A 24,864-nucleotide genomic window follows, 5' to 3' on the forward strand; every position below is an offset into this window, starting at 1 on the left:
ATGCAGGACATCGCCGAGCAGATGCAGGCCTGGCACGCGTCCGGGCGCTCCTTCGCCGTGGCCACCGTGGTCGGCGTCTCCGGCAGCGCCCCGCGTGATCCGGGGGCCGCCCTGGCCGTCGACGCCGCCGGTGAGGCGGTCGGCAGCGTCTCCGGCGGCTGCGTCGAGGGCGCCGTGTACGAGCTCTGCCAGGCCGCCATCGAATCCGGCGAGCCGGTGCTGGAGCGCTTCGGCTACAGCGACGAGGACGCCTTCGCGGTCGGGCTGACCTGCGGCGGGATCCTCGACGTGTTCGTCCAGCCGGTCGTCCCCGGGAGCGACTCCGGAATGGACGCCGGCCTCGCCCTCATCGCCGACGGCACGCCCGTCGCCCTCGCCCGGGTGATCGCCGGACCGGCCGGAATGCTCGGCGCCACCATCGCCGTCACCGCCACCGGACAGCACGGCGCGCTCTCGGTCGGACCGTCCACGGTGGGCGCGCTGGAACGCTCCGTGGTCGCGGAGTCCCGGGCCATGCTGGACGCCGGACGCACCGGGCGGATCGTGCTCGGCCTGGACGGTCGGCCCTGCGACGAACACGGACAGGGCACCGTCACCTGCTTCGTCGAGTCCTACGTGCCCGCGCCGCGGATGCTGGTCTTCGGCGCGATCGACTTCGCCGCCGCCGTGGTGCGGATCGGCAAGTTCCTCGGCTACCACGTCACCGTCTGCGACGCCCGGCCCGTCTTCGCCACCGCGCGGCGCTTCCCCGAGGCCGACGAGGTGGTCGTCGACTGGCCGCACCGCTACCTGGACTCCCAGCTCGGCCGCATCGACGGGCGCACCGTGCTGTGCGTGCTCACCCACGACGCCAAGTTCGACGTCCCGCTGCTGGAACGCGCCCTGCGGCTGCCGGTCGGCTACGTCGGCGCGATGGGCTCCCGGCGCACCCACCGCGACCGGCAGGCCAAGCTGCGCGAAGCCGGCCTGACGGACACCGAACTCGCCCGGCTGCGCTCCCCCATCGGCCTCGACCTCGGCTCCCGCACCCCGGAGGAGACCGCGGTCTCGGTCGCCGCCGAGATCATCGCCCACCGGCGCGGCGGCAGCTGCCTGCCACTGAGCGCCGGCAACGGGCCGATCCACCACGACGTGGCGGCGGCTCCGGAGGAGCCTCAGCCGGCGCCCCGGACCCACGCCGCCTGAGGCCGCCCAGCCGGGGACGGCCTGTGTCGACCGATCAGTCGGCACGGGCCCGATGAACTGCTCAGTCCGCCGTCCCCTGCGGAACGACCCACGCGGTCGGCTGACCGGTGACGGCGGCGATCATGTCGTAGTCGCCGTCGTAGTGCAGGACGGTCGCGCCGTGGCGCTCGGCGGTGGCGGCGATGACGAGGTCGGCCACGGACAGCGCCCGCCAGTTGACGGCGGCGGTCAGGAGGGCCTGCACCTCGATGGCGCGGTCCCACACCTCGTCGGGTGTGGACAACCAGCCGAAGCCGCGCAGGCCATCTCGGATTCGGTCTGCGTCGGTCTTGGACCTGGCGCTGTACATGATCTCCAGCTCGACGGCACCGCAAATTGCGAGCCGCCCTTGATTGAACAACCGATCGATCACTTCTCCAATCGCAGGCTTGGGGTAGCGAGCAAAAGCGGACTTGTCGATGAGGAAGCGCTCACTCACTCTTGTCCACCGGTCCAGTCAGATCTGGCAGTCCGCCCTCTGCGAGCCAGGCGAGAAACTCCTTACCCTTGCGACGCTTCACCGCGTCCTCAAGGGCGGCGTTGACGGTGGCGACCTTGGTCGTGGTTCCGAAGATCTCGGCCGCCTCGGCCAGGAGTTCGTCGTTGACGTCTATCACGGTGCGAGCCATGGCTGGGCCTCCTGAAGGACTACGGGCCTGCGATATCGAAATCCAGGTTCGTCGATATCGCAAGCTCATCAGGGCCGATCAGGTGATATTCACCTGTTCAGGTGACGTTGAGGCGGGCGGCGAGGCGCAGGAGGCCGGGGCTGAGGCGGGAGAGCAGGCGGGCGGCCTTGGCCTCGGGGGTGACCGGGACGACGGGCTTGCCGGTGCGGACGGCGGTGAGGATGGCGGTGGCGACCTTCTCCGGGGGGAAGCCGCGGCGGGCGTAGAGCCTGGCGGCGCGAGCCTGCTTGGCGGACTGCTCGGCGGCGGTGCTGGCGGAGAAGGTGGAGGTGCGGGTGATGTTGGTGTTGACGATGCCGGGGCAGATGGTGGAGACGCCGATGCCGTGGCCGACGAACTCGGCGCGCAGGCAGTCGGAGAGCATGAAGACGGCGGCCTTGCTGGTGGCGTAGGCGGTGAGCGCCTTCGAGGGGAGGTAGGCGGCGGCCGAGGAGACGTTGACGATGTGGCCGCCCCGGCCGCGGTCGGCCATCAGGGTGCCGAAGGCGCGGCAGCCGTGGATCACGCCCCAGAGGTTGACGTCCAGGACGCGCCGCCACTCCTTCTCGGTGGTCTGCAGGAAGGTCCCGGAGTGGCCGATGCCGGCGTTGTTGACCATCACGTCGGGCACGCCGTGCTCGGCGGCGACGCGCTGGGCGAAGGCGTCCATCGCGGCGCCGTCGGAGACGTCCACCCGGTAGGCGTGCGCCTTCGGGCCGATCAGCGAGGCGAGTTCGGCGGTGCGCTCGGCGGCCGCGAGGTCGAGGTCGCAGACCACCACCCGGGCGCCGTCCTCGGCGAAGGCGAGCGCGGTGGCCCGTCCGATGCCGCTGCCGCCGCCGGTGACGACGACCAGGCGGCCGTCGCCGTCGGCCTCCCGGGACCGTCCCGCCTCGATCCGGGCGGTGAACTCGCGGACCATGCCGGCCACGGTGGCTCCCTTCTCCAGCAGTGCCGACCAGTGGCCGGCGTGCAGTGTGCGTCGGGTCAGATCGGGCACCCAGCGCTCCAGGCCCTCGGAGAGGTAGGTGCCGACGTAGCGGTCCCGGGTGAGGGTGATCAGCTGGACCGGGACGTCCGTCCGCCGCTCACGCGGACTTCCCATCGTGGGGCGGAAGTTGGCCCGGTACAGCTCGATGCCGCGGACCGCGTCGCGGCGCAGGGTGCGCTGCGGGTGGTCGGCGCGCGGGGTGACGTGCTCCAGGTCGCGCAGCACCCGCGGCCAGGCCCGGGCGAGGCCGAGGCGCCAGACGGCCGGGGCGAGGTAGGGCAGGTGGAAGGCGGTGATGTACCAGGAGTGCAGGCCCTGGTGGAGCAGCTGCCCGAGGTGGCGCGGGGTGGGGCGGCGCAGCCGGTGGCGCAGCCAGTGGCCCATGTGGTCCAGGCTGGGGCCGGACAGGGTGGTGTAGGAGGCGATCCGGTGCCGGGCGCTCGGGTCGGTGACGGCCTCCCAGGACTGGATCGAGCCCCAGTCGTGGGCGACCAGGTGCACCGGGCGGTCGGGGCTGACGGCTTCGGCGACCGCGAACAGGTCGTCGGCCAGCCGCTCCAGGCGGTAGCCGTCGCGGTCCGCCGGGGCGGCCGACTCGCCGGCGCCGCGCACGTCGTAGCGCACCACGTGGTGGTCGCGGGCGAGGTCGGCGGCGATGTCGTCCCAGACGGTGTGGGTGTCCGGGTAGCCGTGCACCAGGAGGACGGTGGGGGCCTGCGGGTCGCCCTGCTCGAAGACGGCGAGCGGGAGGCCGCCGGAGTGGACGGTCCGGCGGCGGACGGCGGACGTCGTGGAGGGCGCCCTCGGGGGCGTCGTCGGGGGCGTCATCGGATGGCCTCCAGGGTGGTCTGCTCGTCGGTCGGCTCGGCGCCGGTCGGCTCGGCGCCGGTCGGCTCGGTGGTCGGCTCGGTGGTCGGCTCGTCGGTCGTGGCGGTCCAGCGGCGGACGTGCGGGAGGTCGTCGTCGAGCCAGTAGGCGTCGTCCTCGGTGACCACCAGCAGTTCCTCGAACTTGATGCCCACGCCGCGGAATCCGATGTGCGGCTCGACCGCCCAGAGGCCGGGGGTGGGCGCGTGCCGGGACGACCGTCCGTCCGCCCACAGCGGTGAACGGCCGTGCAGGCGCTCGGAGATGAGCTCCCGGCCGAGGGTCTGCAGGGTGCGCACGCCGAAGCCGAAGACGTTCACCCCGGCCGGGCCGCGCACGGTGGTGCGGGTGACCTGGTGGCCGATCACCCGGCCCGGGTAGACCTGGTGGCGGTTGTCGTAGCCGTGCGCGGCGATCTGCGCGTCCACCGCCGCGTACACCTCGTCGAGCGGTCGGCGGGCCCGCACCTCGGCGAGGATCAGCTCGCGGTAGACCCTGAGGTCGGCGGCCAGCCGGTCCCAGACCCGGTTCTCGCCGATCTTGCCGCCGTAGCCGATGTCGGCGGTGTAACCGTCCACCACGGGCGCGCAGTCCAACACGTACGGCATGCCCTCCTCCAGCCGGCGGTTGCCGGCGAAGAACTGCAGCGGGGTGTGGAAGTGCCGGAAGGCCGTGCGGTCGCCGAACCAGGCGAACGGGACGTGGAAGAAGTCCTGCACCCCGGCGGCGACCAGGCGGCGGCGCAGCTCGGCGGTGGCCTGCCGCTCGGTGACGCCCGGTTCGACCCAGGCGGCGACCTGTTCGGCGCAGTGGTAGGCGAGTTGCTGGGTCTCGCGGAAGCGGGCGAGGTCGCGCTCGGTGTACGGGAAGGCGGGGGTCGCTTTCGCCATCGGGGGCATCGGGGGGCTCCTTCTAGACGTCGAGCACGAGGGTCTCACCCTCGGCGGCCCGGGAGACGCAGGGCAGCAGGGCGCCGGCGGCGCGTTGCTCGGGGGTGAGGCGGCGGTCCCGGTGGTCGGGCTTTCCGGCGAGCAGGTGGACCTCGCAGGTGCCGCAGAAGCCCTGGTGGCAGGAGTACGGGAGGTCCGGGCGGGCCTCGCGCAGCACGTCCAGGGCGGAGCGGTCGGCGGGGACGTCCAGGGTCGGGCCGTCGGCGCCGAGCCGGACGGCGAAGGGCTCGCCGTCGGTGATCGGGGCGGCGCCGAAGCGCTCGAAGTGCAGGGCGGTGGCGGGCGACGCGTCGAGGGCCCGCTGGACGGCGGCGAGCATCGGGGCCGGGCCGCAGCAGTAGACGGCGGCGCCGCGCGGGGCGTGGGCGAGCAGTTCGGCGCCGGTGGCGACGCCGCCGTGCTCGTCGTCGGTGCGCAGCACGACGCGCCGCGGGTCGATGGCGCGCAGCTCGTCCGCGTACGGGAGGGTGTCGGCGCTGCGGCCGACGTGGACCAGGCGCCAGTCGAGGCCGTGGCGCTGCGCCTCGCGGGCCATCGGGAGGAGCGGGGTGATGCCGATGCCGCCGGCGAGCAGGAGGACGGCCGGTTCGGCGCAGAAGGCGAAGCCGTTGCGCGGGCGGCGGGCGGTGAGGCGGGCGCCGGGGTGCAGGGTGTCGTGGATCTCTACCGATCCGCCCCCGCCCTCGGGCAGGCGCCGGACGGCGATCCGGTAGTGGTGACGGTCGGCGGGGTCGCCGCTGAGCGAGTAGTGGCGCTCGCGGCCGGAGGGCAGGGCGAGCCGCAGGTGGGCGCCGGGCTGCCAGCGCGGCAGCGGACCGCCGGAGGGGTCGGTGAGGCTCAGTTCGACGACGTCGGCGGCCAGTTGGCGGCGGGCGGCGACGACCAGCTGCAGCGGCGGGGCGGGGCGGCTGAGCGGGCGGCGGGGGTTGCGGCGCAGCAGCGGGCCGCCGAGGGCCTGGACGTAGCGGTCCTGGATCGCGGTGAGGCGGCGCAGGAAGCGGTCGGCGCGGGGGCGGCCGTAGAGGTCGGGGGGTGGGGTGAGCAGGTCCATCCGGCGGTCCTTGACGTCAGGGGACGGCGAACAGATGACACGGCGAACAGATGACAGATGACGTCATCTGTCATCTGTTCGCTGAAATCTGTCGATTGAAATCTGTCAGCTGCCGACTGTCCGCCGTCAGCGCCCCGCGGCGGCGCGGGCGGCCGGGGAGGTGGCGAGGTAACCGAGCGCCTGGCTGGAGGAGCCCTCCTGCGTGGGGTGGTAGCCGGGCCGCAGGTAACGCAGGCCGGAGCGGATCGACTTGACCGGGTTGGGCAGCAGGCCGCGCTTGGTGATCCGGTAGGCCTCGCGCCAGCTCGGGCGCAGTCGACCGTCCAGCGTCGGGTCGGCGGCCAGCAGGAAGCGGACGCCGCGGACCCAGAGGTGGACCAGCAGCGGGCCGGCCATCGCCATGGTGCGGACCCGGCGCGCATAGCCGGGGTCCAGGTGAACCAGTAGGTCGAAGGCGACGCTGCGGTGCTCGACCTCCTCGGCGCCGTGCCAGCGCAGCAGGTCGAGCATCGTCGGGTCGGCCTCGGCGCGGTCCAGCCCCGGGGAGTTGAGGATCCAGTTGCCGAGGAAGGCGGTGAAGTGCTCGATCGCCGCGATGGCGGCCACCCGCTCGATGAGGGCCTCGTGCCGCCGCGCGGGGGACAGCCCCGGCCGCTCGCCGAGCACGCGCTGGAAGACCCAGGCGACCTGACGCACGTACGGGCGCGGGTCGAGCCCCTGGCCGAGCAGGTGGTCGAGCACCTCCTGGTGGGCCTCGGCGTGGATGGCCTCCTGTCCGATGAAGCCGAGCACCTCCTCGCGCAGTTGCTCGTCCCGGACGAGCGGCAGCGCCTCCTTGAACACCTTGACGAACCAGCGCTCCCCCTCCGGCAGCAGCAGGTGCAGGACGTTGAGGATGTGGGTGGCCATCGGCTCGTCCGGCACCCAGTGCAGCGGCAGTCGGGCCCAGTCGAAGCGGACGTCCCGGGGTTCCAGCACGAGGCTGTCGTGGACGCGCGCGGCGGGGGCGGCGAGGGCGGGGACGGGGGTGGTTCGGGGCATGGCAGGCCCTCCTGACCTGGCAGCGGCGGCTCGGCTCAGGGAAACGTACTCGCCGGTAGTGGCGCCGACAAGGGTTTCGGCGACTCTTATCGACATCGAGTCTAATAAGTGTGTGCACCGGAGAACGACCGCGGAGACACGCCGCCGGAAGGCGAACGGGCCCCGCCGGACGCGGATCGTCCGACGGGGCCCGTCGAGCGGGGCCGGGCAGCGCGCGGAAGCGCCGCTCAGACCGCCATCGCCAGCATCAGCGGCGCCGCCCGCGCCGCCAGCAGCTCGGCGGCGGCCTTCAGTTTGTGGATGTTGTCCACCGGCATCGAAGTGGCCAGGCAGCCGACCGTGCTGCCCGCCGTGATCGGCACCGCCGCGCAGACCGTGCCGAGCGCGTACTCCTGGATGTCCAGCACCGGCACCGTGGCCGGCTGCCGCTCCAGCCGGTGCATCAGCTGGTCGGCGTCGGTGACCGTACGGGAGGTGAGCCGGGCCACCGGGTGGCGGGAGAGGTGGTCCCGCCGGGCGTCCGCGTCGAGCTGGCTGAGCAGGCACTTGCCGATCGCGCTGGCGTGCGCGGTGGCCCGGAAGTCCACCCACTCCTGCACGGCGGGCGCGTAGTCGGCCGCCGAGACCGCCTCGACCGTCAACTCCCCGTCGTGGTACCGGCTGAAGTACACCGCTGCACCCAACTCGTCCCGGAGTTCGGCGAGTTTGCGGTTCAGCCGGGCCTTGACGAGCTGTTCCCGGTTGTGCTGCCCGAGCAGGGCGAAGGTGCCGCCGAGCACCCAACCGCCGTCCTGGCACTGGAGGTAGCCCTCGATCTCGAGGATCTCCGCGAGCCGCCGCACGGTCGGCAGGCCCAGCGAGGTCTCCCGCGCGAGGGCGACCAGGGTGGCCCCGTCGGGGTGCCGGTCGACGGCCTCCAGCAGTCTGAGGGCGTGCTGCAGGGAGGTGAACGGGCCCGTCAGACCCTGGTCCAGCGCGGCGTGACGACCCGGGGCTGGTGTCGACATGTCGTCCCCTTCCGATGTCCCCCCACGGAGCGACCGCGGGCGGCCTCCAGCCTATCCACCCGGGGGCTCGGTCGACCGCTGTCCGTGAATATCGGTGAACATTCCGTGGAGCACCGGCCGTTCGCCTGGTAGAAGGGGCGCACCGACCGCAGCGGCCGCGCGCCCGGGCTGCGCGGCGGGCGCCCCCGGAACGCCCGACGGGCCCCTCCCCCACTGCCCTGGGGGAAGAGGCCCGTCGTACGCCCGCCGGGTGCGGGCCCGGCGGCAGGGAGGGTGCGGAGAGGTCGGTCGGGCGGGCGGCTCAGCCCTCGTCGCCCGCGCGGAGCTTGGCGACGGCGGCCTCGACCCGGGCGCCGTACTCCTCGTCGGCGGCGTGGAAGTGGGCGAGGTTCTTCTCGATCACGTCGTCCCGCGTGACCTGCGCCAGGAAGCCCGCGATGTTGTTGACCAGGCGGGTCCGCTCGCCCTCCGACATCAGCCGGTAGAGCTCGCCGGCCTGGAAGAAGTCGTCGTCCTTGCTGTGCGCCGGCGTGGTGTAGGTGCCGGTGTGGCCGTCGAGCTTGAGCGGCGCGGCGAGCGCGGCGTCGGTCTGGGCCGGGCCGTCGTACGAGTTGGGCTCGTAGTTCTTGCCGCGGCCGGCCGCGTTGAGGGCGTTGTAGCCGTCGCGCCCGTAGTTGTCGGCCTCGGTGGCGCGCGGGGCGTTCACCGGCAGCTGGGTGTGGTTGACGCCGAGGCGGTAGCGCTGGGCGTCCGCGTAGGCGAACAGCCGGCCCTGGAGCATCTTGTCCGGGGACGGGCCGATGCCGGGCACGAAGTTGTTCGGCGAGAACGCGGCCTGCTCGACCTCGGCGAAGACGTTCTCCGGGTTCCGGTTGAGCACCAGGCGGCCGACCTTGACCAGCGGGTAGTCGGCGTGCGGCCACACCTTGGTGAGGTCGAAGGGGTTGAAGCGGTAGTCCGCGGCCTCGGCGACCGGCATCAGCTGGACGTGGAGGGTCCAGGACGGGAACACCCCGCGCTCGATGGCCTGGTGGAGGTCGCGCTGGTGCGAGTCGGCGTCGGCGCCGAGCACCTCGGCGGCCTGGTCGCCGTCCAGGCTGCGGATGCCCTGGTTGGTCTTGAAGTGGTACTTCACCCAGTAGGCCTCGCCCTCGGCGTTGACCCACTGGTAGGTGTGCGAGCCGTAGCCGTTCATGTGGCGGTACGAGGCCGGGATGCCGCGGTCGCCGAACAGCCAGGTGATCTGGTGGGTCGAGGCCGGCGAGTGCGCCCAGAAGTCCCAGACGTTGTCCGCCTCCTGCACGCCGGTGTACGGGTCGCGCTTCTGCGAGTGGATGAAGTCGGGGAACTTGATCGGGTCCTTGATGAAGAACACCGGGGTGTTGTTGCCGACGAGGTCGTAGTTGCCCTGCTCGGTGTAGAACTTCAGCGCGAAGCCGCGCGGGTCGCGCACCGCGTCGCCGGCGCCCAGGTTGCCGGCCACGGTGGAGAAGCGCAGGAAGACCTCGGTGCGCTTGCCGACCTCGGACAGGAAGGCCGCCCGGGTGTACTTCGACACCTCGTCGGTGACCTCGAAGTAGCCGTACGCGCCGGAGCCGCGGGCGTGCACGACGCGCTCCGGGATGCGCTCGCGGTTGAACCGGGCCAGCTTCTCCAGCAGGTGCTGGTCCTGGAGCAGCAGCGGGCCGTACTCGCCGGCCGAGGCCGAGTTCTGGTTGTCGGCGACCGGGGCGCCGGACTCCGTGGTCAGGATCTTGGACATGGAGGGTCCTTCAGGTGTCGATAAGGCGGTGCGTGGAGAGGTGGAGCGGGCGCGCCGAGTGTCAGACGCCCAGCAGGCGCCACAGCGCCGAGCGGCGGCGGGCGGAGTGCTCGCCGTCCGGGCCGTCGGCCGGCTGGAGGCCGGCGACCGCGGCGGTGGCCGCGGCCGGGTCCGCCAGCGGGCGGGCGGCGGCCAGCGCGGCGGCCTCCTCGGGGCCGAGGCCGGCGCCGGCGAGGGCGGCCACGGCTTCGGCGGCGGGGATCGCGTTGAACCAGCGCAGCGCGAGGGCCGCGCGGCCGGCCTCGGTGAGGCGGCCGGTGAGCCGGAGGCGGGCGAGCCCGCCGTCCGGGTAGACGTTGATCCGCACGTGGGTCACCGGGCGGCCGACGTCGAGCCGGAAGCGGTGCCGGGTGTCGGGCTGCAGCCGGGTGCGGGGCAGGATCTCGAACCATTCGCCGTCGGCCGGTGTCTGGGACGTCGCAGCCTGCCCGGTCGAGGCGTCGAAGCCGATCAGGTCGGCCCAGCCGGGGGCGTTGGCGACGAAGTGGGTGGTGTCCACCTCGGCGGCCAGGACCTCGCCGCCCCCGGCCAGGGCGATCTGCACCCAGTCGTTGGCCTTGTCGCGCCGACGCCGGGTCTCCCAGCCCTCGCCCATGACGGAGGCGCGACCGGGAGCGTTCAGGTTGTGCGGGGAGGAGAAGTAGCGGTCGGACGCCGCCTCGGCCACGCCGCCGTACTCCTGGGCGGCCAGGTCAAAGGTGAGGCCGTCCAGTTCGCGCGGGTCGGGCAGCACCTCGCCGTGCACCCGGAGCCGGGCGACGCCGCCGTCCGGGAAGATGCTGAGCCGTACGTGGGTGTAGCGGGCGTCGTCCTGGACGGTGAACTCGTGGGCGGTGTCGCCGCGGAGCGGGGTGCGCGGCACGATGACCGTCCACTCGGCGTCCTGCAGTTCCTCGGGCGAGGGGTGCCCGGGGACGGAGGCGGCCTCGACCGAGGCGCTCTGCGGGTAGTTGCCGGTGAAGTGGGCGGTGTCGACGATCACGCCGCGGATCACGCCGCCGACGCCGAGCCGCACGATCGTCCAGTCGTGGTCCTGGTCGGTGGGGTGCGGCTGCTCGGCGGAGACGCCGCGGCGGCGCTTGGACTCCCAGCCGTCCATGATCTGGCCCTTGTGGCCGAAGGTGTGCGGGCGGAACTCGGCGGGCTTGGCCACCAACAGGTTCTCGGCGTCCGCGAAGGTGTCCTCATTGGTGGCGACGACGCCCGCGCCGAGCAGTCGGGAGGCCAGGTTGACCAGCTCGGTGAAGGGAGCGCTCGGGGTGTCGGCAGTGGTCACTGACTCTCCTCGGAAGACGGTGGCGGTTCGGGAAGCGGTCGGCTCGGAAGGCGGTCGGCTCGGGCCGCGGCTCCGGTTCAGGAGGCGGTGGCAGGACGGGAGTCGGCGGGCCGGGTGAGCTGCCGGCCGAAGGGCTCGGCGCCGGCGTCCACCGCGCGGCCGCGCAGCCAGGTGGTGCGGACCGCGCCGGTCAACGTCCGCCCCGCGTACGGGGTCACCGGGTTGCGGTGGTGCAACTCACCGGCGTGGACGGCGAATTCGCCGTCGGGATCGAAGGCGATCAGGTCCGCGTCGCAACCCGCCGCGATGGCGCCCTTGGTGCCGGTGAGGCCGACCAGTTCGGCCGGTCCGGCGGACATCCAGCGCACCACGTCGGACAGGGCGTGGCCGCGACGGCGGGCCTCGGTCCAGATGGCGGGCAGGCCCAGCTGCAGCGAGGCGATGCCGCCCCAGGCGGCAGCGAAGTCGCCGCTGCCGCCGTACTCGGGCAGCAGCTTGAGGTCGGGGGTGGACGGCGAGTGGTCGGAGACGACGGCGATGAACTCGCCGTCGGCCAGGGCCTCCCAGAGCGCGTCCCGGTTGGCCTCGTCGCGGATCGGCGGGCAGCACTTGAAGGCGGTGTCGCCGTCCGGCACCTGCTCCGCCGCGAGCGTCAGGTAGTGCGGGCAGGTCTCGGCGGTCACCCGTACGCCCTCCGCGCGCGCCGTGCGCAGCAGCGGCAGCACGGCCGCCGAGGAGACGTGCAGGACGTGCACCCGGGCGCCGGTGCGCCGGGCGGTGTCGAGCAGCTGGGCGACGGCCGCGGTCTCCGCTCCGGCGGGGCGGGAGGCGAGGAAGTCCCGGTAGTGGACGCCGGGTTGCTGCGGTGCGGCGGCCAGCACGGCCGGGTCCTCGGCGTGGATGATCGCCAGTGCCCCGATCCGGGCCTGCTCGGCCAGGGCGGCCTCCAGATCGGCGGCCTCGACGTGCGGGAACTCGTCGACGCCGGACGGGGCGAGGAAGCTCTTGAAGCCGAACACACCTGCCCGGTGCAGGGGTTCGAGGTCGGCGACGTTGCCGGGGACGGCCCCGCCCCAGAAGCCGAGGTCGACCCAGGCCTGGCCCTCGGCGGTCTTCCGCTTGACGGCCAGCCCCTCCACGGTGGTGGTGGGCGGGATCGAGTTGAGCGGCATGTCGATGATCGTGGTGACGCCGCCGGCCGCGGCGGCCCGGGTGGCGGTGGCGAAGCCCTCCCACTCGGTGCGGCCGGGCTCGTTGACGTGCACGTGGGTGTCGACCAGGCCGGGCAGCAGGGCGGTGTCACCGAGGTCGACGAGCTCGCGGTCGCCGACCACCAGCGATCCGTGGGCGGCGACCTGCTCGATCCTCCCGTCCCGGATCAGCACGTCGGCGGGGCGCTCGCCGTCGGGCAGCACCGCCCGGCGGGAGCGGATCACCGCTGGCTGGCTGAACGGCATGGGGACCTCCGAAACCTGGAACTGGGGGGATGGGGGTACGCGGGGGCACACCGGACCACGCGGCCCGGGGAGGCGCTCGCTGGGTGGTCGGAGTGGGCGGGAACCGAAGGATTGCGGGGAGCCTAGGCCCGCCTTCAACAAAACGTCAATGGAGGAACCTACGGGGGATCAGCCCGGCAGCAGCGCTTCGGCCAGCCGCTCCCCCGCCACCTCGGCCAGCTCACCGGCCCTGGTCATGCTGTCCCCCGGCTGCTCGGCCAGGTCGGTGAGCGCGATCGCGGCGGTGAAGCCGGCCGTCCGCCACTCGGGCTCGGACAGCTCCAGCCGACCGGCCACGGCAGCCACCCGAACCCCCGCCCGGGCGGCCGCCGCGGCGACCCCGGCGGGGGCCTTGCCATGGAGCGTCTGTGCGTCCAGGCAGCCCTCGCCGGTGACGACGAGGCGTGCCCCACGCACGGCCTCGTCGAAACCCAGCAGATCGAGCAGCAGCTCGATACCGGGTCGCATGGTGGCGCCGAGCAGGGCGAGGGCGGCGAAGCCCACCCCGCCCGCGGCCCCGGCGCCGGGGGCCTGCCGCACGTCGCGTCCGGTCACCGCGGCGACCTGGTCGGCGAAGCGGGTCAGCCCCTCCTCCAGGACCACCAGGTCGTCCCCGTCGGCACCCTTCTGCGGGCCGTACACGGCGGTCGCGCCGCGCGGGCCGAGCAGCGGGTTGTCCACGTCGCAGGCGACCACGACCTCGACGCCGGTCAGCAGTTCGGCCAGCGGGCCGAGTTCGATCCGCTCCAGCCGGCGCAATGCGGCGCCGCCGGGCGGCAGTTCGCTGTCGTCGGCGTCGCGCAGCCGGACCCCGAGCGCCTGCACCATGCCGGCACCGCCGTCCGTGCAGGCACTGCCGCCGAGGCCCAGCACGATCCGCTTGGCGCCCATGGCCACCGCCCGGCCGATCAGCTGGCCGACGCCGTAGGAGCCGGCCGCGAGCGGGGCGGTCCGGCCGCCGGGCAGCCGGGCGAGCCCGGAGGCCTGGGCCAGCTCGACCACGGCGGTGTCGCCGCGGACGGCGAGCGCCGCGTCCACCGGCAGGCCGGTCGGGCCGGCCACCTTGGCCGGGACGCGCTGGAAGCCGGCCGCGAGCGCCGCGGCCAGGGTGCCCTCGCCGCCGTCGGCCACGGGCAGTTCGCGCACCTCGGTGCCGGGCGCGGCGCGCCGGATGCCGGCGGCGATCCGGGCGGCGACCTCGGCACCCTCCAGGGTGCCCTTGAACTTGTCCGGCGCTACGACCACGTGACCCTGGTGGGGGGTGGGGGGCATCGGTGGTCCTCACTTCCATACGGGTCTGGCGGTGGTTCGACAAGCATGTGTCCGGTGGCCCCGGGAACGCGACCCCCGCCCGGGTGGTGCGGTCCGGGCCGTGGGGGGGTGGTGCGACCCCCTCCCCGCCGTTCCCCTCGTCCCGCTTCCGACGTACGAGGGGCTCCCCTCGGCGGGGAGGGGGCCAGGCGACACGCAGCAGGCACGACCGAAGTGCCCCTCGGGGAGGGTGTGCGAGTCACCGGCTTGGGTCGACCGGCGGGCGGGCGGATGAGCCCCTGCCCGCACGCCGGTCGGGTCCGGCCTCCTGGCGGCGCGGGCACGACCGGATCAGGTACACGCCGCCAGGAGGAGTCTGTCGGGGCGCCGGGGCCCCGTCGGTCACTTGACCTCGCGGATCACTTGACCTCGCGGCCGGAGAGCCGCTCGACGCCACGCAGCAGCGCCGAGTGATCGAGGGAGCCGTCGCCGTTGGCCCGGGCGGAGGCGACCAGCTGGGCCACCACGGCGCCGACCGGCAGCGCGGCGCCCACGGCGCGGGCGGCGTCGGTGACGATGCCCATGTCCTTGTGGTGCAGGTCGATCCGGAAGCCGGGGGCGAACTCGCGGTTGAGCATGTTCGCCTTCTTGCGGTTGAGCACGGTGGAGCCGGCCAGGCCGCCGCCGAGCACGTCCAGCGCGGCACCGAGGTCGACGCCGGCGTTCTCCAGGAACACCACCGCCTCGGCGAGCACCTGGATGTTGACCGCGACGATCAGCTGGTTGGCGGCCTTGACGGTCTGGCCGGCGCCGTCCGGGCCGACGTGGACGACCGTGGTGCCCAGCGCGTCGAACAGCGGCTTGGCCTCGGCGAAGTCCGCGGCCTCGCCACCGACCATGATCGACAGCACCGCCTCGATCGCGCCGGCCTCGCCCCCGGAGACCGGGGCGTCCAGGGTGCGCACGCCCTTCTCGCGGGCGGCCTTGCCGACCTTGATGGAGGTCTGCGGGGTGATCGAGGACATGTCGATCACCAGGGTGCCCGCGGCGACGTTCTCCAGGACGCCGCCCTCGCCGAGGATGACCGCCTCGACGTGCGGGTCGGCCGGGACCATGGTGATGACGACCTCGGCGTCCTTCACCGCGTCCGCGATGCTGGCGGCGCCGTGGCCGCCGGCCGCGACCACGGTGTCGATCGAGGCCTGGGAGAGGTCGAAGCCGGTCACGTGGTGGCCGGCCTTGACCAGGTTGACGGCCATGGGCTTGCCCATGATGCCGAGGCCGACGAAGGCAATCTTGCGGGAGGCGCTCATCGCGTCGGGTTCCTTACGTGTGCGGGTGGGAGGGGTGGGCTCCGGGACAGGCCCCGAGGGGCGCCGCAACGGCGGACGGCGCTACCGGGCCGCGCGCAGCTCGCGCGGCAGCCAGCCGAAGCTGTCGGCGCTGACGCCGGTGGAGGGGCGGTACTCCAGGCCGATCGAGCCCGTGTAGCCCGCGGCGCTGAGCCGGGCGAAGAGGTCCTCGAAGTCCAGCTCGCCGGTGCCGGGCTCGTTGCGGCCCGGGTTGTCGGCGATCTGCACGTGGCCGATCCGGTCCGCGTGGGTGTCGATGACCGCCGCCAGGTCCTCGCCGTTCCTGGCCAGGTGGTACAGGTCGCAGAGGAACCCGGCGTTCCCCAGACCGGTGGCGGCGTTGACCTTGTCGACCACCTCGACCGCGGCGGCCGCGGAGACCAGCGGGTAGTCCGGGGACTCGGCCTTGTTGAGGGCCTCGATCAGCAGGATCGCGCCGATCCCGTGCGCCGCCTCGGCGGCGAGCACCAGGTTCTCCAGCGCCAGCGCGTCCTGCTCGGCCGGCTCGACGCCCTCGATCCGGTTGCCGTACAGCGCGTTGAGCGCGGTGGCGCCGAACGAGGCGGCGAGCTCCGCGGCGACCGGGACGTTGGCGCGGAACCGCTCCTTCTCGGACGGGACCGAGACGGTGCCCCGGGCGCCCTGGCTGAGGTCGTCCAGGAAGTTGAGCCCGGTGAGCCGGACGCCCGCGTCGCCGAACGCCTTGCGCAGCGCGTCCAGTTCGGCCTGGCTCGGGTTGTGCTCGGTGCCGAAGGGCCACCAGAGCTCGGCGGCCGTGAAGCCGGCCGCGGCCGCGGCCGCGGGGCGCTCCAGCAGCGGGAGTTCGCCGAACAGGATCGACAGGTTGACCGTGAAGCCGTGCTTGGCAGCCGCCGTCACGTCCATCACCTCTCACTCTCTCTTCCGTCATCCGCAACTTCCACGATCCGGAAGAGGGATTCTGTGTGGTGGAAGCATCTCCGGCCCGGCGAGCGAGTGTCAAGGCTGCCGCAACATTTTGTTGAAGTAGCCCGGACCCGCCCGCCGGCCGGGCCGGCCGCTGTTCGATCGCCCAGGCCCTGCCCCCCGCCCACCCCCGCTCGATACAGTGAGCACGTGCGATTGATGGTGGAGTTCACGACAGAACCGTTCGAACTGGACACGTTCCCGGAGCACGCCGCCGCGGCCCGCAAGGTCGTCGACGAGGCCGGCCTGGACGTGTCGGTCGGCCCCTTCGGGACCGGCGCCGAGGGCGAGGCGGAGCAGGTCCTCGCCGCGGTGACCCGACTGCTCCGGGAGACCCTGGACGCCGGGGCGACCCGCATCTCGGTCCAGGTCAGCCTGCTGGACGAGGAGGGCGGTACGCCGTGACCGAGCAGCACGTGGACCATCCCCTCGCCGCGGCGGTCAAGCCGCTGCTGGACGCGGTCGGCGCGACGCCCGTCCCGCTGGACGAGGCGAAGGCCGAGGACGTCGTCCTGGAGTGGGAGGGCATTCCGGCCCTGGCCGTCCGGTTGCCGCACCTGAGCAGTGCGCTGGACCGGCTGCTGGCCGAGATGACCCGACAGTTCGACGGCCGCCCGCTGGCCGAGCTGGACCGCTGGGAGAAGCAGCGGGTCGTCGCCCTCCTGGAGGAGCGCGGCGCCTTCACCGTCCGCCACGGAGTCGAGACGGTCGCCTCGGCCCTGGGCGTCAGCCGCTTCACCGTGTACAACTACCTGAACCGCCAGGACAGCTCGAAGCCGTCCTGAACGGACCGCGAAGCCAGTGACCCCGCCGGTATGGAGAGTGTGGATCCGTCCGCGGCGGGGCACACTTGGCGAATCGCACACGAAAGGGCCCCGCACCGGGGGCCGGTTCAAAACGTAACCACCAACCGTTCAACAAACTGTTGACGACTGGGTGGGGTCGATCTAGCTTTTCCGGGTGGCACCACTCTTCAGGAGGTCCACTCGTGACCAACCACCCCCACGCCCTTGACGCCCTGGCCGCGGCCGATGCCGCGGAGCTGGAAGGGATCCTGCTGGAGGTATGCTCCAGCCCCCGTTGGGCCGCCGCCGTCGCGGAGGCCAAGCCCTGGTCCAGTCGTGAGGCGCTGCTCGCCGCCAACGCGGCGGCGATGGCGGGACTGACCGTCGCGGACCTGCGCGACGCGATGGCCGGACACGCCCGGATCGGACAGCCCAAGCCGGGCGACGCCACCTCCGAGCGCGAGCAGGCCGGCATCCAGGGCGTGGACCAAGCGGTCCTCGACGAACTGCACGAGGCCAACGCCGCCTACGAGGCCAAGTTCGGCCACGTGTTCCTGATCTGCGCGACCGGCCGCACCGCGGCCACCATGCTCGCCGCCCTGCGCGAGCGCCACCCCAACGACCCCGCCACCGAGGCGGAGATCGTCCGGGGCGAGCTGCGCAAGATCAACGACATCCGGCTCAACCGCCTCCTCGACGCCTCCTGACTCATCGTCAAGAATGCTTCGTGGGCGGCCGCACGTTGCGCCCGTCGTGAATTGACGCACCATCACCTCTGCCATCAGTAAGGTCACTTCACCCATGACTGGCATCTCCACCCACGTGCTCGACACCAGCCTCGGCCGCCCGGCCGAGGGTGTCCCGGTCGAGCTCGCACTGCACACCGAGGGTGGCTGGCAGGTGCTCGGCGCCTCCGCCACGGACTCCGACGGCCGGGTCAAGGACCTGCCGGCCGTGGAGGCGGGCTCGGTCGTCCGGCTGCTCTTCGACACCGCCGCGTACTACGCGCGCAAGTCCGAGGAGCCGCCGTTCTTCCCCGAGGTCTCGATCGTCTTCACGGTCGCGCCCGCGCAGCACCACTACCACGTGCCGCTGCTGCTGAACCCGTTCGGATACTCGGTCTACCGCGGAAGCTAGTAGACCGACCTTGAAGCTTAGGAGCCTGTCATGGCCCACGTGCTCGGTCAGAACCAGTACGGCAAGGCGGAGAACCGCATCGTCCGGGTCTACCGCGACTCCACCCGGCACGAGATCAAGGACCTGAACGTCTCGGTCTCCCTCCAGGGCGAGTTCGAGGACGTCCACCTCACCGGGTCCAACGCCAACTGCCTCCCCACCGACACCACCAAGAACACCGTCTACGCCTTCGCCAAGGAGTACGGCATCGACTCGGCCGAGGCCTTCGGCATCCTGCTGGCCCGGCACTTCGTCGACGACACCGAGCGCGGCGTCGTGCACAGCGCCCGGATCCGGATCGAGGAGTACGCCTGGGACCGGATCAAGACGCCGGACAGCTCGGCCCGCTTCATCGGCTCGGAGGAGGTCGGCCACTCCTTCGTCCGCAACGGCCAGGAGACCCGCACCACCGAGGTCGTCTACGACGGCGAGAAGGTCCAGGTCATCTCCGGCCTGAAGGACCTCATCGTGATGAACTCCACCAACTCGGAGTTCTGGGGCTACATCAAGGACAAGTACACCACCCTGCAGGAGGCGTACGACCGCATCCTCGCCACCCAGGTCACCGCCCGCTGGAAGTACGGTTACAGCGGCCGCGACGGCGAGGCCCAGCCCAACTGGAACCGCTCCTACACCCACGTGAAGCGGCACATGCTCGAGGCCTTCGCCGAGACCTACTCCTACTCGCTGCAGCAGACCCTGCACTCGATGGGCACCCGGGTCCTCAACAACCGCGCCGAAGTCGACGAGGTACGCCTCGAACTGCCCAACAAGCACCACTTCCTCGTCGACCTGGAGCCCTTCGGGCTCAAGAACGAGAACGAGGTCTACTACGCCGCGGACCGCATGTACGGCCTGATCGAGGGCACCGTGCACCGTGAGGGCGTCGTCCCGGTCATCCCGGTCGTCTGACCTCCCCCGCAGCGCCACCGCTCCACCGCTCCACCCCGCTCATCCCCCGGACTCCGCCCGGAGTCGCCGCACCTCCGGCCCGCACGGGCCGGTCGAGACCGGGCGGACCGCACCACCCGCACCACCTGTTTCTCCACCCCCACCAACCGGAGTTCGTGTCTGCCTCGCGGCGGCCGGCCCGGGGCACTGGAGAAGCACCCCGAGGGATCCTTGCTCCGCCGTCCCGCCCTCGGGAGGTCTCCAGCGCCACGGGCGCGCCGGGAGCCACGGGCACAAGAGGGGCTCGACATGGCACCCAGCAACACCAGCAGTAACGACGGCGGTTCCACCCCTGCAAGAACCCCAGGTCCGGACGGCGCCTCAACCCGCCTCCCCGGCGAGCCGTCCGGGTCCGGAACCCATCCCGGTACCCACCCCGGTATCCACCCCGTGGACGAGGTGCTGCCCCCGGTGAAGCTGTTCTCCACCGGGCTCCAACACGTCGCCGCGATGTACGCGGGAGTCGTCGCACCCCCGCTCATCGTCGGCGCCGGCGTCGGACTCTCCGCCGCCGACCTCGCCCTGCTCATCTCGGCCAGCCTGTTCACCGCCGGACTGGCCACCCTGCTCCAGACCCTCGGCGTCTGGAAGATCGGCGCGCGACTGCCGTTCGTGAACGGCGTGTCGTTCGCGGGAGTCGCGCCCATGATCGCCATCGCCAACGAACACGGACCGAAGGACGCCCTCCCGGTGATCTTCGGAGCGGTGATCGTCGCGGGGGCCCTGTGCTTCCTCGCGGCGCCGTACTTCTGCAAGCTCATCCGGTTCTTCCCCCCGGTCGTCCAGGGCACCGTGATCACCCTCATCGGGGTGTCCCTGCTCCCGGTGGCGGTGAACTGGGCGCGCGGCGGCTCGCCAGGCGCCCCCGGGTACGGCTCCATGCGGGCCATCGGCCTCGCCGCGATCACCCTCGTCGCGGTGGTGCTCTGCAACCGGCTGCTGCGCGGCTTCTGGCAGCAGCTGTCCCTGCTCATCGGTCTGGCGTTCGGCACCCTGATCGCCTTCCCGCTGGGGCTGGCCGACTTCGGCGCGGTCCGGGACGCGAAGGTCTTCGCGCTCCCCTCCCCGTTCCACTTCGGCGGGCCCGCGTTCGACGTCGCCGCGATCGTCTCGATGTGCATCGTCATGGTGGTCTCGATGACCGAGTCCACCGCCGACATGCTCGCCCTCGGCAAGATCGTCGAGCGCGAGGCCGACGAAACCACGCTCGCCGCCGGTCTGCGGGCCGACGGACTGGCCACCGCGATCAGCCCCGTCTTCAACGGCTTCGCCGCCAGCGCCTTCGCCCAGAACATCGGGCTGGTGGCACTGACGAAGATCCGCAGCCGGTTCGTGGTCGCGGCCGGCGGAGGCATCCTGATCCTGCTGGGGCTCTTCCCGGTGCTCGGTTCGGTCGTCTCCCTGGTGCCGCAGCCCGTCCTCGGCGGTGCCGGGATCGTGCTCTTCGGCACGGTCGCGGCGAGCGGGATCCGCACCCTCGCGGAGGCCGGCATGGAGTCCAGCGCCAACACCATCCTGGTGTCGGTCTCGCTCGGTGTCGGCATAATCCCGATCGCCGTGCCGAACTTCTACGACTCCTTCCCGGAGGCCGTCCGGACCCTGATGCACTCGGGGATCTCGGCCGGCTGCGTGATGGCCGTCCTGCTCAACCTGCTCTTCCACCACGTCGGAGCCGCCCGCCGGGCCGGATCCGGGTCCGCCTCCGGGCCCGGATCCGGGTCCGCAGCGGGATCCGCAGCCGGATCCAGATCCGGTCAGGCCTCCGACGCGACGGTGCCGACGGCGACACCGTCCTGACCGGTCCGGGCAGGGGCGCGCACCATGAGGTGCGCGCCCTTCCCGGCCCTCCCCCATAGGAGTGACACCATGGCAGTCCAGCCCCCTCCCGCCGACCAGCGGATCGTGATCGAGAACGTCGCGATCGCCACCGTCGACGCCGCCGACACCGAGTACGCCCGCGGCCACGTGGTCATCCTCGGAAACCGCATCGAGTCGGTCGGCGACGGCCCCGCCCCGAACTGGCTGGACAACGTGGTGCGCCGGATCAACGGCGAGGGCCACCTGATCACGCCGGGCCTGGTCAACACCCACCACCACTTCTACCAGTGGATCACCCGGGGCCTCGCCCAGGACGACATCCTCTTCGACTGGCTGGTCGCGCTCTACCCGACCTGGGCCCGGATCGACGAGAAGCTCGTGCACGCCGCCAGCCAGGGCTCGGCCGCCGCCCTGCTCAAGTCCGGCTGCACCACCGCCTCGGACCACCACTACGTCTTCCCCAAGGACGGCGGGGACGTCCTCGGCGCCTCGATCGAGGCCGTCCAGGAGCTCGGCCTGCGCTTCACCGCGCTGCGGGGCTCGATGGACCGCAGCAAGAAGGACGGCGGGCTGCCGCCGGACCACGCCGTCGAGGAACTGGACGACATCCTGGCCGCCTCCGAGGCCGCCGTCGACCGCTACCACGACTCCTCCTTCGGCTCGATGCTGCACGTCGCGATCGCGCCCTGCTCGCCGTTCTCGGTCTCCACCGACCTGCTCCGCCAGTCCGCCGAACTCGCCCGCCGCAAGGGCGTCCGGCTGCACACCCACGGCTCGGAGACGGCCGAGGAGGAGCAGTTCTGCAAGGAGCTGTTCGGCATGGGGCCGACCGACTACTTCGAGTCGGTGGGCTGGCTCGGCGAGGACGTCTGGATGGCGCACTGCGTCCACATGAACGACTCCGACATCGCCAAGTTCGCCGAGACGGGTACCGGCGTGGCGCACTGCCCGTCGTCCAACGCCCGGCTGGCCGCCGGCATCGCCCGGGTGCCGGACATGCTCAAGGCCGGCGTACCGGTCGGGCTCGGCGTCGACGGCACCGCCTCCAACGAGTCCGGCGAGCTCGGTACGGAGCTGCGCAACGCGCTGCTGATCAACCGCCTCCACGGCTACCCGACCGCGCTGACCGGCCGCCAGGCGCTGCGGCTCGGCACCATGGGCGGGGCCCGGGTGCTGGGGCGGCAGAACGAGATCGGCTCGATCGAGGCCGGGAAGCTGGCCGACCTCGCGCTGTGGAAGATCGACGGGATCATGCACTCCTCGATCGCCGACCCGGTCGCGGCCCTCACCTTCGGCGCGCTGCCGCCGCTGGCGGTGCTGTTCGTCAACGGCAACGCCGTGGTCGAGAAGGGCGAGCTGACCACCGTCAACGAGGACCGGATCGCCCGCGCCTGCGCCCGGGCGGCCAAGGAGCTCGCCTCCCGGCCGGTGTGACGTTCGGCGGTTCGACCATTCGGCTGATTGACCGTCTGAGCTGTTCGGGCGGTCCTTCGGCTCCGTGACTCCGGGGCGCCCAGGGACGGTGCGCGCCCGGACTCCGCGCTCCTTCGGGCGGCGGACAGATGTCAGCCGACAGATTTCATCATCTGTCATCTGTTGTCCGTCATCTGTTCGCTGTCATCGATGCGCGGACCGCAGCCCCGGATCCACGGCGAGGGTCCGGGGCTGTGGCGCGTCCGGGAGGGGCCCGCCGTCTCACCCGGTCGAGCGTCGCGCGGCCGGGACCTTTGGACCAGGGTGTCGGCCAGGACCGTCGCCAAGAACAGCCGACGGGTGACAGATAACAGATAACAGATGACGAAATCTGTCAGCTGTCATCTGTCACCCGCCGGCGCCAGCCTGACCCCAACCCCTCAGGCCGTGCGCCCCAGCGTCGCCAGGTAGGCGCGCCAGCCGCCGTGGTGGGTGATCTCGCGGTGCACGCCGCGCTCGAGCTCGCCCCGGGCGAGCAGCATCGACAGGCACGCGGAGCCGTCCGCCAGCTCGATCACGCCGAGCTCCAGCTCCCGGGGCTCGCCGGGCAGGATGACATCCCGCAGCCGCTCCAGGCTGACGTCGTACAGTTCGCCCTCGATCGCGCTGTCGACGGCCGGGTCGGCCAGCAGCCCCGGGCAGACGTCCGTCCCGCCGCTGTGGTCGATGGAGAAGAAGCGGTATCCGGGTGCGGTGCGGACCGGGCCGATCAGGGCGTCGGCGACCTTGTCGTGGAACGGTCCGCCGACCATCGCCTGGCCGTTGAAGAAGATGCGCGCCATCAGTGAACTCCTCGGAAAGAAAAGACCGTTCCGTACGACGACGAGAGGACAGGTGGATTCGTCGCCGTACGGAACGGAGCAAAGGGCGGCGGAACTGCTACAGCCCGGCGGGCGGCAGCGGAGGCGCCGGCGGATAGATTGGTGCTCAGCCCAGCAGGGGAAGCGCGGGGAGGGTCAGGAAGTCCGCGAACTCCTCGGCCAGGGCGACCCGTTCGAAGAGCTGGGCGGCCTCGCGCCAGCGACCGGCCTCATAGGCCTCGGCGCCCGACTCGGCGCGGAGCTCGGCGAGTTCGGTGGCGACCAGGCTGCGGACCAGCTCGGCGGTGGCCTTCTCGCCGGTGTCGGAGAGCACGACCCCGTTGTGGATCCACTGCCAGATCTGCGAACGGGAGATCTCGGCGGTGGCGGCGTCCTCCATCATGTTGAAGATGCCGACCGCCCCGAGCCCGCGAAGCCACGCCTCGATGTAGCGGATGCCGACCTGGACGGCGTTGTGCAGCCCGGCGTGGGTGCAGGTGCCCCCGGCGCCCGCGATGTCGAGCAGGTCGGCGGCGGTGACCGGCTCGGCCGGACCGGGGTTGTCCTTCTGGTTGGGCCGCTCGCCGAGCACCGCGTCGAAGGAGGCCCGGGCGACCGGGACGAGGTCCGGGTGGGCCACCCAGGAGCCGTCGAAGCCGTTGCCGGCCTCGCGGTCCTTGTCCGCCTTGACCTTTTCGAAGGCGGCGGCGTTGACCTCCGGGTCCTTGCGGCTGGGGATGAACGCGGCCATGCCGCCGATCGCGTGGGCGCCGCGCTTGTGGCAGGTCCGCACCAGCAGCCGGGTGTAGGCGGCCATGAACGGCGAGGCCATGGTGACGCTGTTGCGGTCCGGCAGGATGTAGTGCTCGCCGGCGTCGCGGAAGTTCTTGACGATCGAGAACAGGTAGTCCCACCGCCCGGCGTTGAGGCCGGCCGCGTGGTCGCGCAGCTCGTAGAGGATCTCGTCCATCTCGAAGGCGGCGGTGATGGTCTCGATCAGCACGGTGGCCCGGACGGTGCCGTGCGGGATGCCGAGTGCGGCCTGGGCGTGGGTGAACACGTCGTTCCACAGCCGGGCCTCGAGGTGGCTCTCGGTCTTCGGCAAGTAGAAGTACGGGCCGGAGTTCGGGTCCTCGGCGCCCTTGGCGAGCAGCCGGGCGGCGTTGTGGAAGAAGTACAGGCCGAAGTCGACGAACGCGCCGGCCACCGGGACGCCGTCGACCAGCAGGTGGTTCTCGTCCAGGTGCCAGCCGCGCGGGCGGACCACGACGGTGGCGAGTTCGGCGGCGGGCTTGAGGGTGTAGGCCTTGCCGGCCGAGCTGGTGAAGTCGATCCGGCCCTCGAAGGCGTCGATCAGGTTGACCTGGCCGCTGACCACGTTCTCCCAGGTCGGAGAGGTGGCGTCCTCGAAGTCGGCGAGCCAGATCCTCGCACCCGAGTTGAGGGCGTTGATGACCATCTTGCGGTCGGTGGGGCCGGTGATCTCGACCCGGCGGTCCTGGAGGGCCCGCGGCGCCTCGGCGACCTTCCAGTCCCCAGCGCGGACGTCGGCGGTCTCGGGGAGGAAGTCCAGCGTGCCGGTGCGGGCGATCTCCGCGCGTCGGGCCTTCCGCCTGGCCAGGAGCTCCTGCCGGCGGCCCTCGAAGGCGCGGTGGAGGCCGACGACGAAGGCGACCGCCTCCGGAGTGAGCACCTCCTCCGCCCGGTGGACGCGCGGACCGGCGACAGTGACGACCGGAGCGGCGGGGGAGGCGCCGACGGGCCCCTGATCTGCAGCCATGAGCAGGACACTCCTAAGACGGTTGAGCCTGGCGAAGGGAGCTCCGGTGGGAACTTCCTCGGGAACTTCCTCGATCGTTACCCGCCTGTCGGCGAGTTCGATTCTGTAAGGTGGAGACTAGTTTCCGCGATACAGAATTT

At 72.2% G+C, this 24,864-nt stretch carries 23 protein-coding genes; 8 read left to right on the top strand and 15 right to left on the bottom strand.

The features are described 5' to 3' along the window. Positions 1-1,185 carry an XdhC family protein gene (locus O1G21_RS08455; protein WP_270142155.1) on the top strand — a complete coding sequence of 395 codons (1,185 nt, stop codon included), beginning with the start codon at positions 1-3 and terminating at the stop codon, positions 1,183-1,185. A 61-nt stretch (positions 1,186-1,246) separates the two neighbouring features. Here O1G21_RS08455 and O1G21_RS08460 read toward each other — a convergent pair whose 3' ends face one another. The 13 genes from O1G21_RS08460 to O1G21_RS08520 all read right to left on the bottom strand — a co-directional run bounded on the left by O1G21_RS08460 (position 1,247) and on the right by O1G21_RS08520 (position 15,881). Next, complete coding sequence (locus O1G21_RS08460; RefSeq protein WP_270142156.1) at positions 1,247-1,663, bottom strand: PIN domain nuclease; 417 nt, start codon at positions 1,661-1,663, stop codon at positions 1,247-1,249. Next, complete coding sequence (locus O1G21_RS08465; RefSeq protein WP_270142157.1) at positions 1,656-1,853, bottom strand: type II toxin-antitoxin system VapB family antitoxin; 198 nt, start codon at positions 1,851-1,853, stop codon at positions 1,656-1,658. The genes O1G21_RS08460 and O1G21_RS08465 overlap by 8 nt, the downstream gene beginning before the upstream one ends. A 97-nt stretch (positions 1,854-1,950) precedes the next feature. Beyond that, positions 1,951-3,711, bottom strand: a complete 1,761-nt coding sequence (locus O1G21_RS08470) for an SDR family oxidoreductase (protein WP_270142159.1) — start codon at positions 3,709-3,711, stop codon at positions 1,951-1,953. Next, entirely contained in the window at positions 3,708-4,649 is a 942-nt protein-coding gene (locus O1G21_RS08475) for a M24 family metallopeptidase (protein ID WP_270142161.1), read from the bottom strand. Before O1G21_RS08475 ends, O1G21_RS08470 begins: the two co-directional genes overlap by 4 nt. Positions 4,650-4,662: 13 nt before the next feature. After that, positions 4,663-5,751 (bottom strand): PDR/VanB family oxidoreductase, encoded by a 1,089-nt coding sequence (locus O1G21_RS08480; protein WP_270142162.1) that lies wholly within the window; start codon positions 5,749-5,751, stop codon positions 4,663-4,665. A gap of 126 nt (positions 5,752-5,877) precedes the next feature. Beyond that, positions 5,878-6,792: a metal-dependent hydrolase gene (locus O1G21_RS08485; RefSeq protein ID WP_270142164.1), complete on the bottom strand. Its 915-nt coding sequence runs from the start codon at positions 6,790-6,792 to the stop codon at positions 5,878-5,880. 227 nt (positions 6,793-7,019) lie between these two features. Then, complete coding sequence (locus O1G21_RS08490) at positions 7,020-7,799, bottom strand: IclR family transcriptional regulator (RefSeq protein ID WP_270142166.1); 780 nt, start codon at positions 7,797-7,799, stop codon at positions 7,020-7,022. Between the two features lie 301 nt (positions 7,800-8,100). Then, a complete protein-coding gene (locus O1G21_RS08495) occupies positions 8,101-9,561 on the bottom strand; it encodes a catalase (protein ID WP_270142167.1) in 1,461 nt (486 codons plus the stop codon). A gap of 61 nt (positions 9,562-9,622) precedes the next feature. After that, positions 9,623-10,897 carry an allantoicase gene (gene alc, locus O1G21_RS08500; RefSeq protein WP_270142168.1) on the bottom strand — a complete coding sequence of 425 codons (1,275 nt, stop codon included), beginning with the start codon at positions 10,895-10,897 and terminating at the stop codon, positions 9,623-9,625. Positions 10,898-10,974: 77 nt separating this feature from the next. Then, positions 10,975-12,354 carry an allantoinase AllB gene (allB, locus tag O1G21_RS08505; protein ID WP_270142169.1) on the bottom strand — a complete coding sequence of 460 codons (1,380 nt, stop codon included), beginning with the start codon at positions 12,352-12,354 and terminating at the stop codon, positions 10,975-10,977. Positions 12,355-12,522: 168 nt separating this feature from the next. Then, positions 12,523-13,665 carry a glycerate kinase gene (locus O1G21_RS08510; protein ID WP_270142171.1) on the bottom strand — a complete coding sequence of 381 codons (1,143 nt, stop codon included), beginning with the start codon at positions 13,663-13,665 and terminating at the stop codon, positions 12,523-12,525. A 398-nt stretch (positions 13,666-14,063) separates the two neighbouring features. Then, entirely contained in the window at positions 14,064-14,957 is an 894-nt protein-coding gene (locus O1G21_RS08515) for a 2-hydroxy-3-oxopropionate reductase (RefSeq protein WP_270142173.1), read from the bottom strand. A gap of 81 nt (positions 14,958-15,038) precedes the next feature. After that, entirely contained in the window at positions 15,039-15,881 is an 843-nt protein-coding gene (locus tag O1G21_RS08520; RefSeq protein ID WP_270150847.1) for a TIM barrel protein, read from the bottom strand. 219 nt (positions 15,882-16,100) lie between these two features. On the opposite strand from O1G21_RS08520, the gene O1G21_RS08525 reads away from it, so the two are divergent. The 7 genes from O1G21_RS08525 (at position 16,101) to O1G21_RS08555 (ending at position 22,105) form a co-directional block, all read left to right on the top strand. Next, positions 16,101-16,346 carry a thiamine-binding protein gene (locus tag O1G21_RS08525; RefSeq protein ID WP_402815750.1) on the top strand — a complete coding sequence of 82 codons (246 nt, stop codon included), beginning with the start codon at positions 16,101-16,103 and terminating at the stop codon, positions 16,344-16,346. Continuing rightward, on the top strand, positions 16,343-16,726 hold the full coding sequence (locus O1G21_RS08530) for a helix-turn-helix domain-containing protein (protein ID WP_270142176.1): 384 nt from the start codon (positions 16,343-16,345) through the stop codon (positions 16,724-16,726). The genes O1G21_RS08525 and O1G21_RS08530 overlap by 4 nt, the downstream gene beginning before the upstream one ends. A gap of 203 nt (positions 16,727-16,929) precedes the next feature. Further along, complete coding sequence (gene uraD, locus O1G21_RS08535) at positions 16,930-17,433, top strand: 2-oxo-4-hydroxy-4-carboxy-5-ureidoimidazoline decarboxylase (RefSeq protein ID WP_270142178.1); 504 nt, start codon at positions 16,930-16,932, stop codon at positions 17,431-17,433. A gap of 94 nt (positions 17,434-17,527) precedes the next feature. Next, positions 17,528-17,863 (top strand): hydroxyisourate hydrolase, encoded by a 336-nt coding sequence (gene uraH / locus O1G21_RS08540; protein ID WP_270142180.1) that lies wholly within the window; start codon positions 17,528-17,530, stop codon positions 17,861-17,863. A 30-nt stretch (positions 17,864-17,893) separates the two neighbouring features. Continuing rightward, positions 17,894-18,814: a factor-independent urate hydroxylase gene (gene pucL, locus O1G21_RS08545; protein ID WP_270142182.1), complete on the top strand. Its 921-nt coding sequence runs from the start codon at positions 17,894-17,896 to the stop codon at positions 18,812-18,814. 288 nt (positions 18,815-19,102) lie between these two features. Continuing rightward, on the top strand, positions 19,103-20,650 hold the full coding sequence (locus tag O1G21_RS08550; RefSeq protein WP_405000603.1) for a nucleobase:cation symporter-2 family protein: 1,548 nt from the start codon (positions 19,103-19,105) through the stop codon (positions 20,648-20,650). 69 nt (positions 20,651-20,719) lie between these two features. Then, positions 20,720-22,105, top strand: coding sequence for an 8-oxoguanine deaminase (locus tag O1G21_RS08555; protein WP_270142183.1), 1,386 nt, complete (start codon positions 20,720-20,722; stop codon positions 22,103-22,105). A 419-nt stretch (positions 22,106-22,524) separates the two neighbouring features. Here the strand turns inward: O1G21_RS08555 and O1G21_RS08560 are convergent, their stop codons facing one another. After that, the gene (locus tag O1G21_RS08560) at positions 22,525-22,926 is read right to left on the bottom strand and encodes an allophanate hydrolase-related protein (RefSeq protein WP_270142185.1); all 402 of its coding nucleotides are present in this window, start codon (positions 22,924-22,926) and stop codon (positions 22,525-22,527) included. A gap of 145 nt (positions 22,927-23,071) precedes the next feature. Continuing rightward, positions 23,072-24,724 carry a malate synthase A gene (gene aceB, locus O1G21_RS08565; protein WP_270142187.1) on the bottom strand — a complete coding sequence of 551 codons (1,653 nt, stop codon included), beginning with the start codon at positions 24,722-24,724 and terminating at the stop codon, positions 23,072-23,074. Between the last annotated feature and the right edge of the window lie 140 nt (positions 24,725-24,864).

It is taken from the genome of Kitasatospora cathayae (assembly GCF_027627435.1).
Classification (GTDB): Bacteria; Actinomycetota; Actinomycetes; order Streptomycetales; family Streptomycetaceae; genus Kitasatospora; species Kitasatospora cathayae.

What these genes read in the sequence shown, in the direction of transcription:
- O1G21_RS08495 (WP_270142167.1), bottom strand. Translation starts at nt 9,561, where the DNA reads ATGTCCAAGATCCTGACCACGGAGTCCGGCGCCCCGGTCGCCGACAAC.
- O1G21_RS08475 (WP_270142161.1), bottom strand. Translation starts at nt 4,649, where the DNA reads ATGCCCCCGATGGCGAAAGCGACCCCCGCCTTCCCGTACACCGAGCGC.
- O1G21_RS08515 (WP_270142173.1), bottom strand. Translation starts at nt 14,957, where the DNA reads ATGAGCGCCTCCCGCAAGATTGCCTTCGTCGGCCTCGGCATCATGGGC.
- O1G21_RS08470 (WP_270142159.1), bottom strand. Translation starts at nt 3,711, where the DNA reads ATGACGCCCCCGACGACGCCCCCGAGGGCGCCCTCCACGACGTCCGCC.
- O1G21_RS08455 (WP_270142155.1), top strand. Translation starts at nt 1, where the DNA reads ATGCAGGACATCGCCGAGCAGATGCAGGCCTGGCACGCGTCCGGGCGC.
- pucL (WP_270142182.1), top strand. Translation starts at nt 17,894, where the DNA reads ATGGCCCACGTGCTCGGTCAGAACCAGTACGGCAAGGCGGAGAACCGC.
- aceB (WP_270142187.1), bottom strand. Translation starts at nt 24,724, where the DNA reads ATGGCTGCAGATCAGGGGCCCGTCGGCGCCTCCCCCGCCGCTCCGGTC.
- uraH (WP_270142180.1), top strand. Translation starts at nt 17,528, where the DNA reads ATGACTGGCATCTCCACCCACGTGCTCGACACCAGCCTCGGCCGCCCG.
- O1G21_RS08490 (WP_270142166.1), bottom strand. Translation starts at nt 7,799, where the DNA reads ATGTCGACACCAGCCCCGGGTCGTCACGCCGCGCTGGACCAGGGTCTG.
- allB (WP_270142169.1), bottom strand. Translation starts at nt 12,354, where the DNA reads ATGCCGTTCAGCCAGCCAGCGGTGATCCGCTCCCGCCGGGCGGTGCTG.
- O1G21_RS08465 (WP_270142157.1), bottom strand. Translation starts at nt 1,853, where the DNA reads ATGGCTCGCACCGTGATAGACGTCAACGACGAACTCCTGGCCGAGGCG.
- O1G21_RS08525 (WP_402815750.1), top strand. Translation starts at nt 16,101, where the DNA reads ATGGTGGAGTTCACGACAGAACCGTTCGAACTGGACACGTTCCCGGAG.
- O1G21_RS08555 (WP_270142183.1), top strand. Translation starts at nt 20,720, where the DNA reads ATGGCAGTCCAGCCCCCTCCCGCCGACCAGCGGATCGTGATCGAGAAC.
- O1G21_RS08520 (WP_270150847.1), bottom strand. Translation starts at nt 15,881, where the DNA reads ATGGACGTGACGGCGGCTGCCAAGCACGGCTTCACGGTCAACCTGTCG.
- O1G21_RS08560 (WP_270142185.1), bottom strand. Translation starts at nt 22,926, where the DNA reads ATGGCGCGCATCTTCTTCAACGGCCAGGCGATGGTCGGCGGACCGTTC.
- O1G21_RS08550 (WP_405000603.1), top strand. Translation starts at nt 19,103, where the DNA reads ATGGCACCCAGCAACACCAGCAGTAACGACGGCGGTTCCACCCCTGCA.
- O1G21_RS08485 (WP_270142164.1), bottom strand. Translation starts at nt 6,792, where the DNA reads ATGCCCCGAACCACCCCCGTCCCCGCCCTCGCCGCCCCCGCCGCGCGC.
- O1G21_RS08480 (WP_270142162.1), bottom strand. Translation starts at nt 5,751, where the DNA reads ATGGACCTGCTCACCCCACCCCCCGACCTCTACGGCCGCCCCCGCGCC.
- O1G21_RS08510 (WP_270142171.1), bottom strand. Translation starts at nt 13,665, where the DNA reads ATGCCCCCCACCCCCCACCAGGGTCACGTGGTCGTAGCGCCGGACAAG.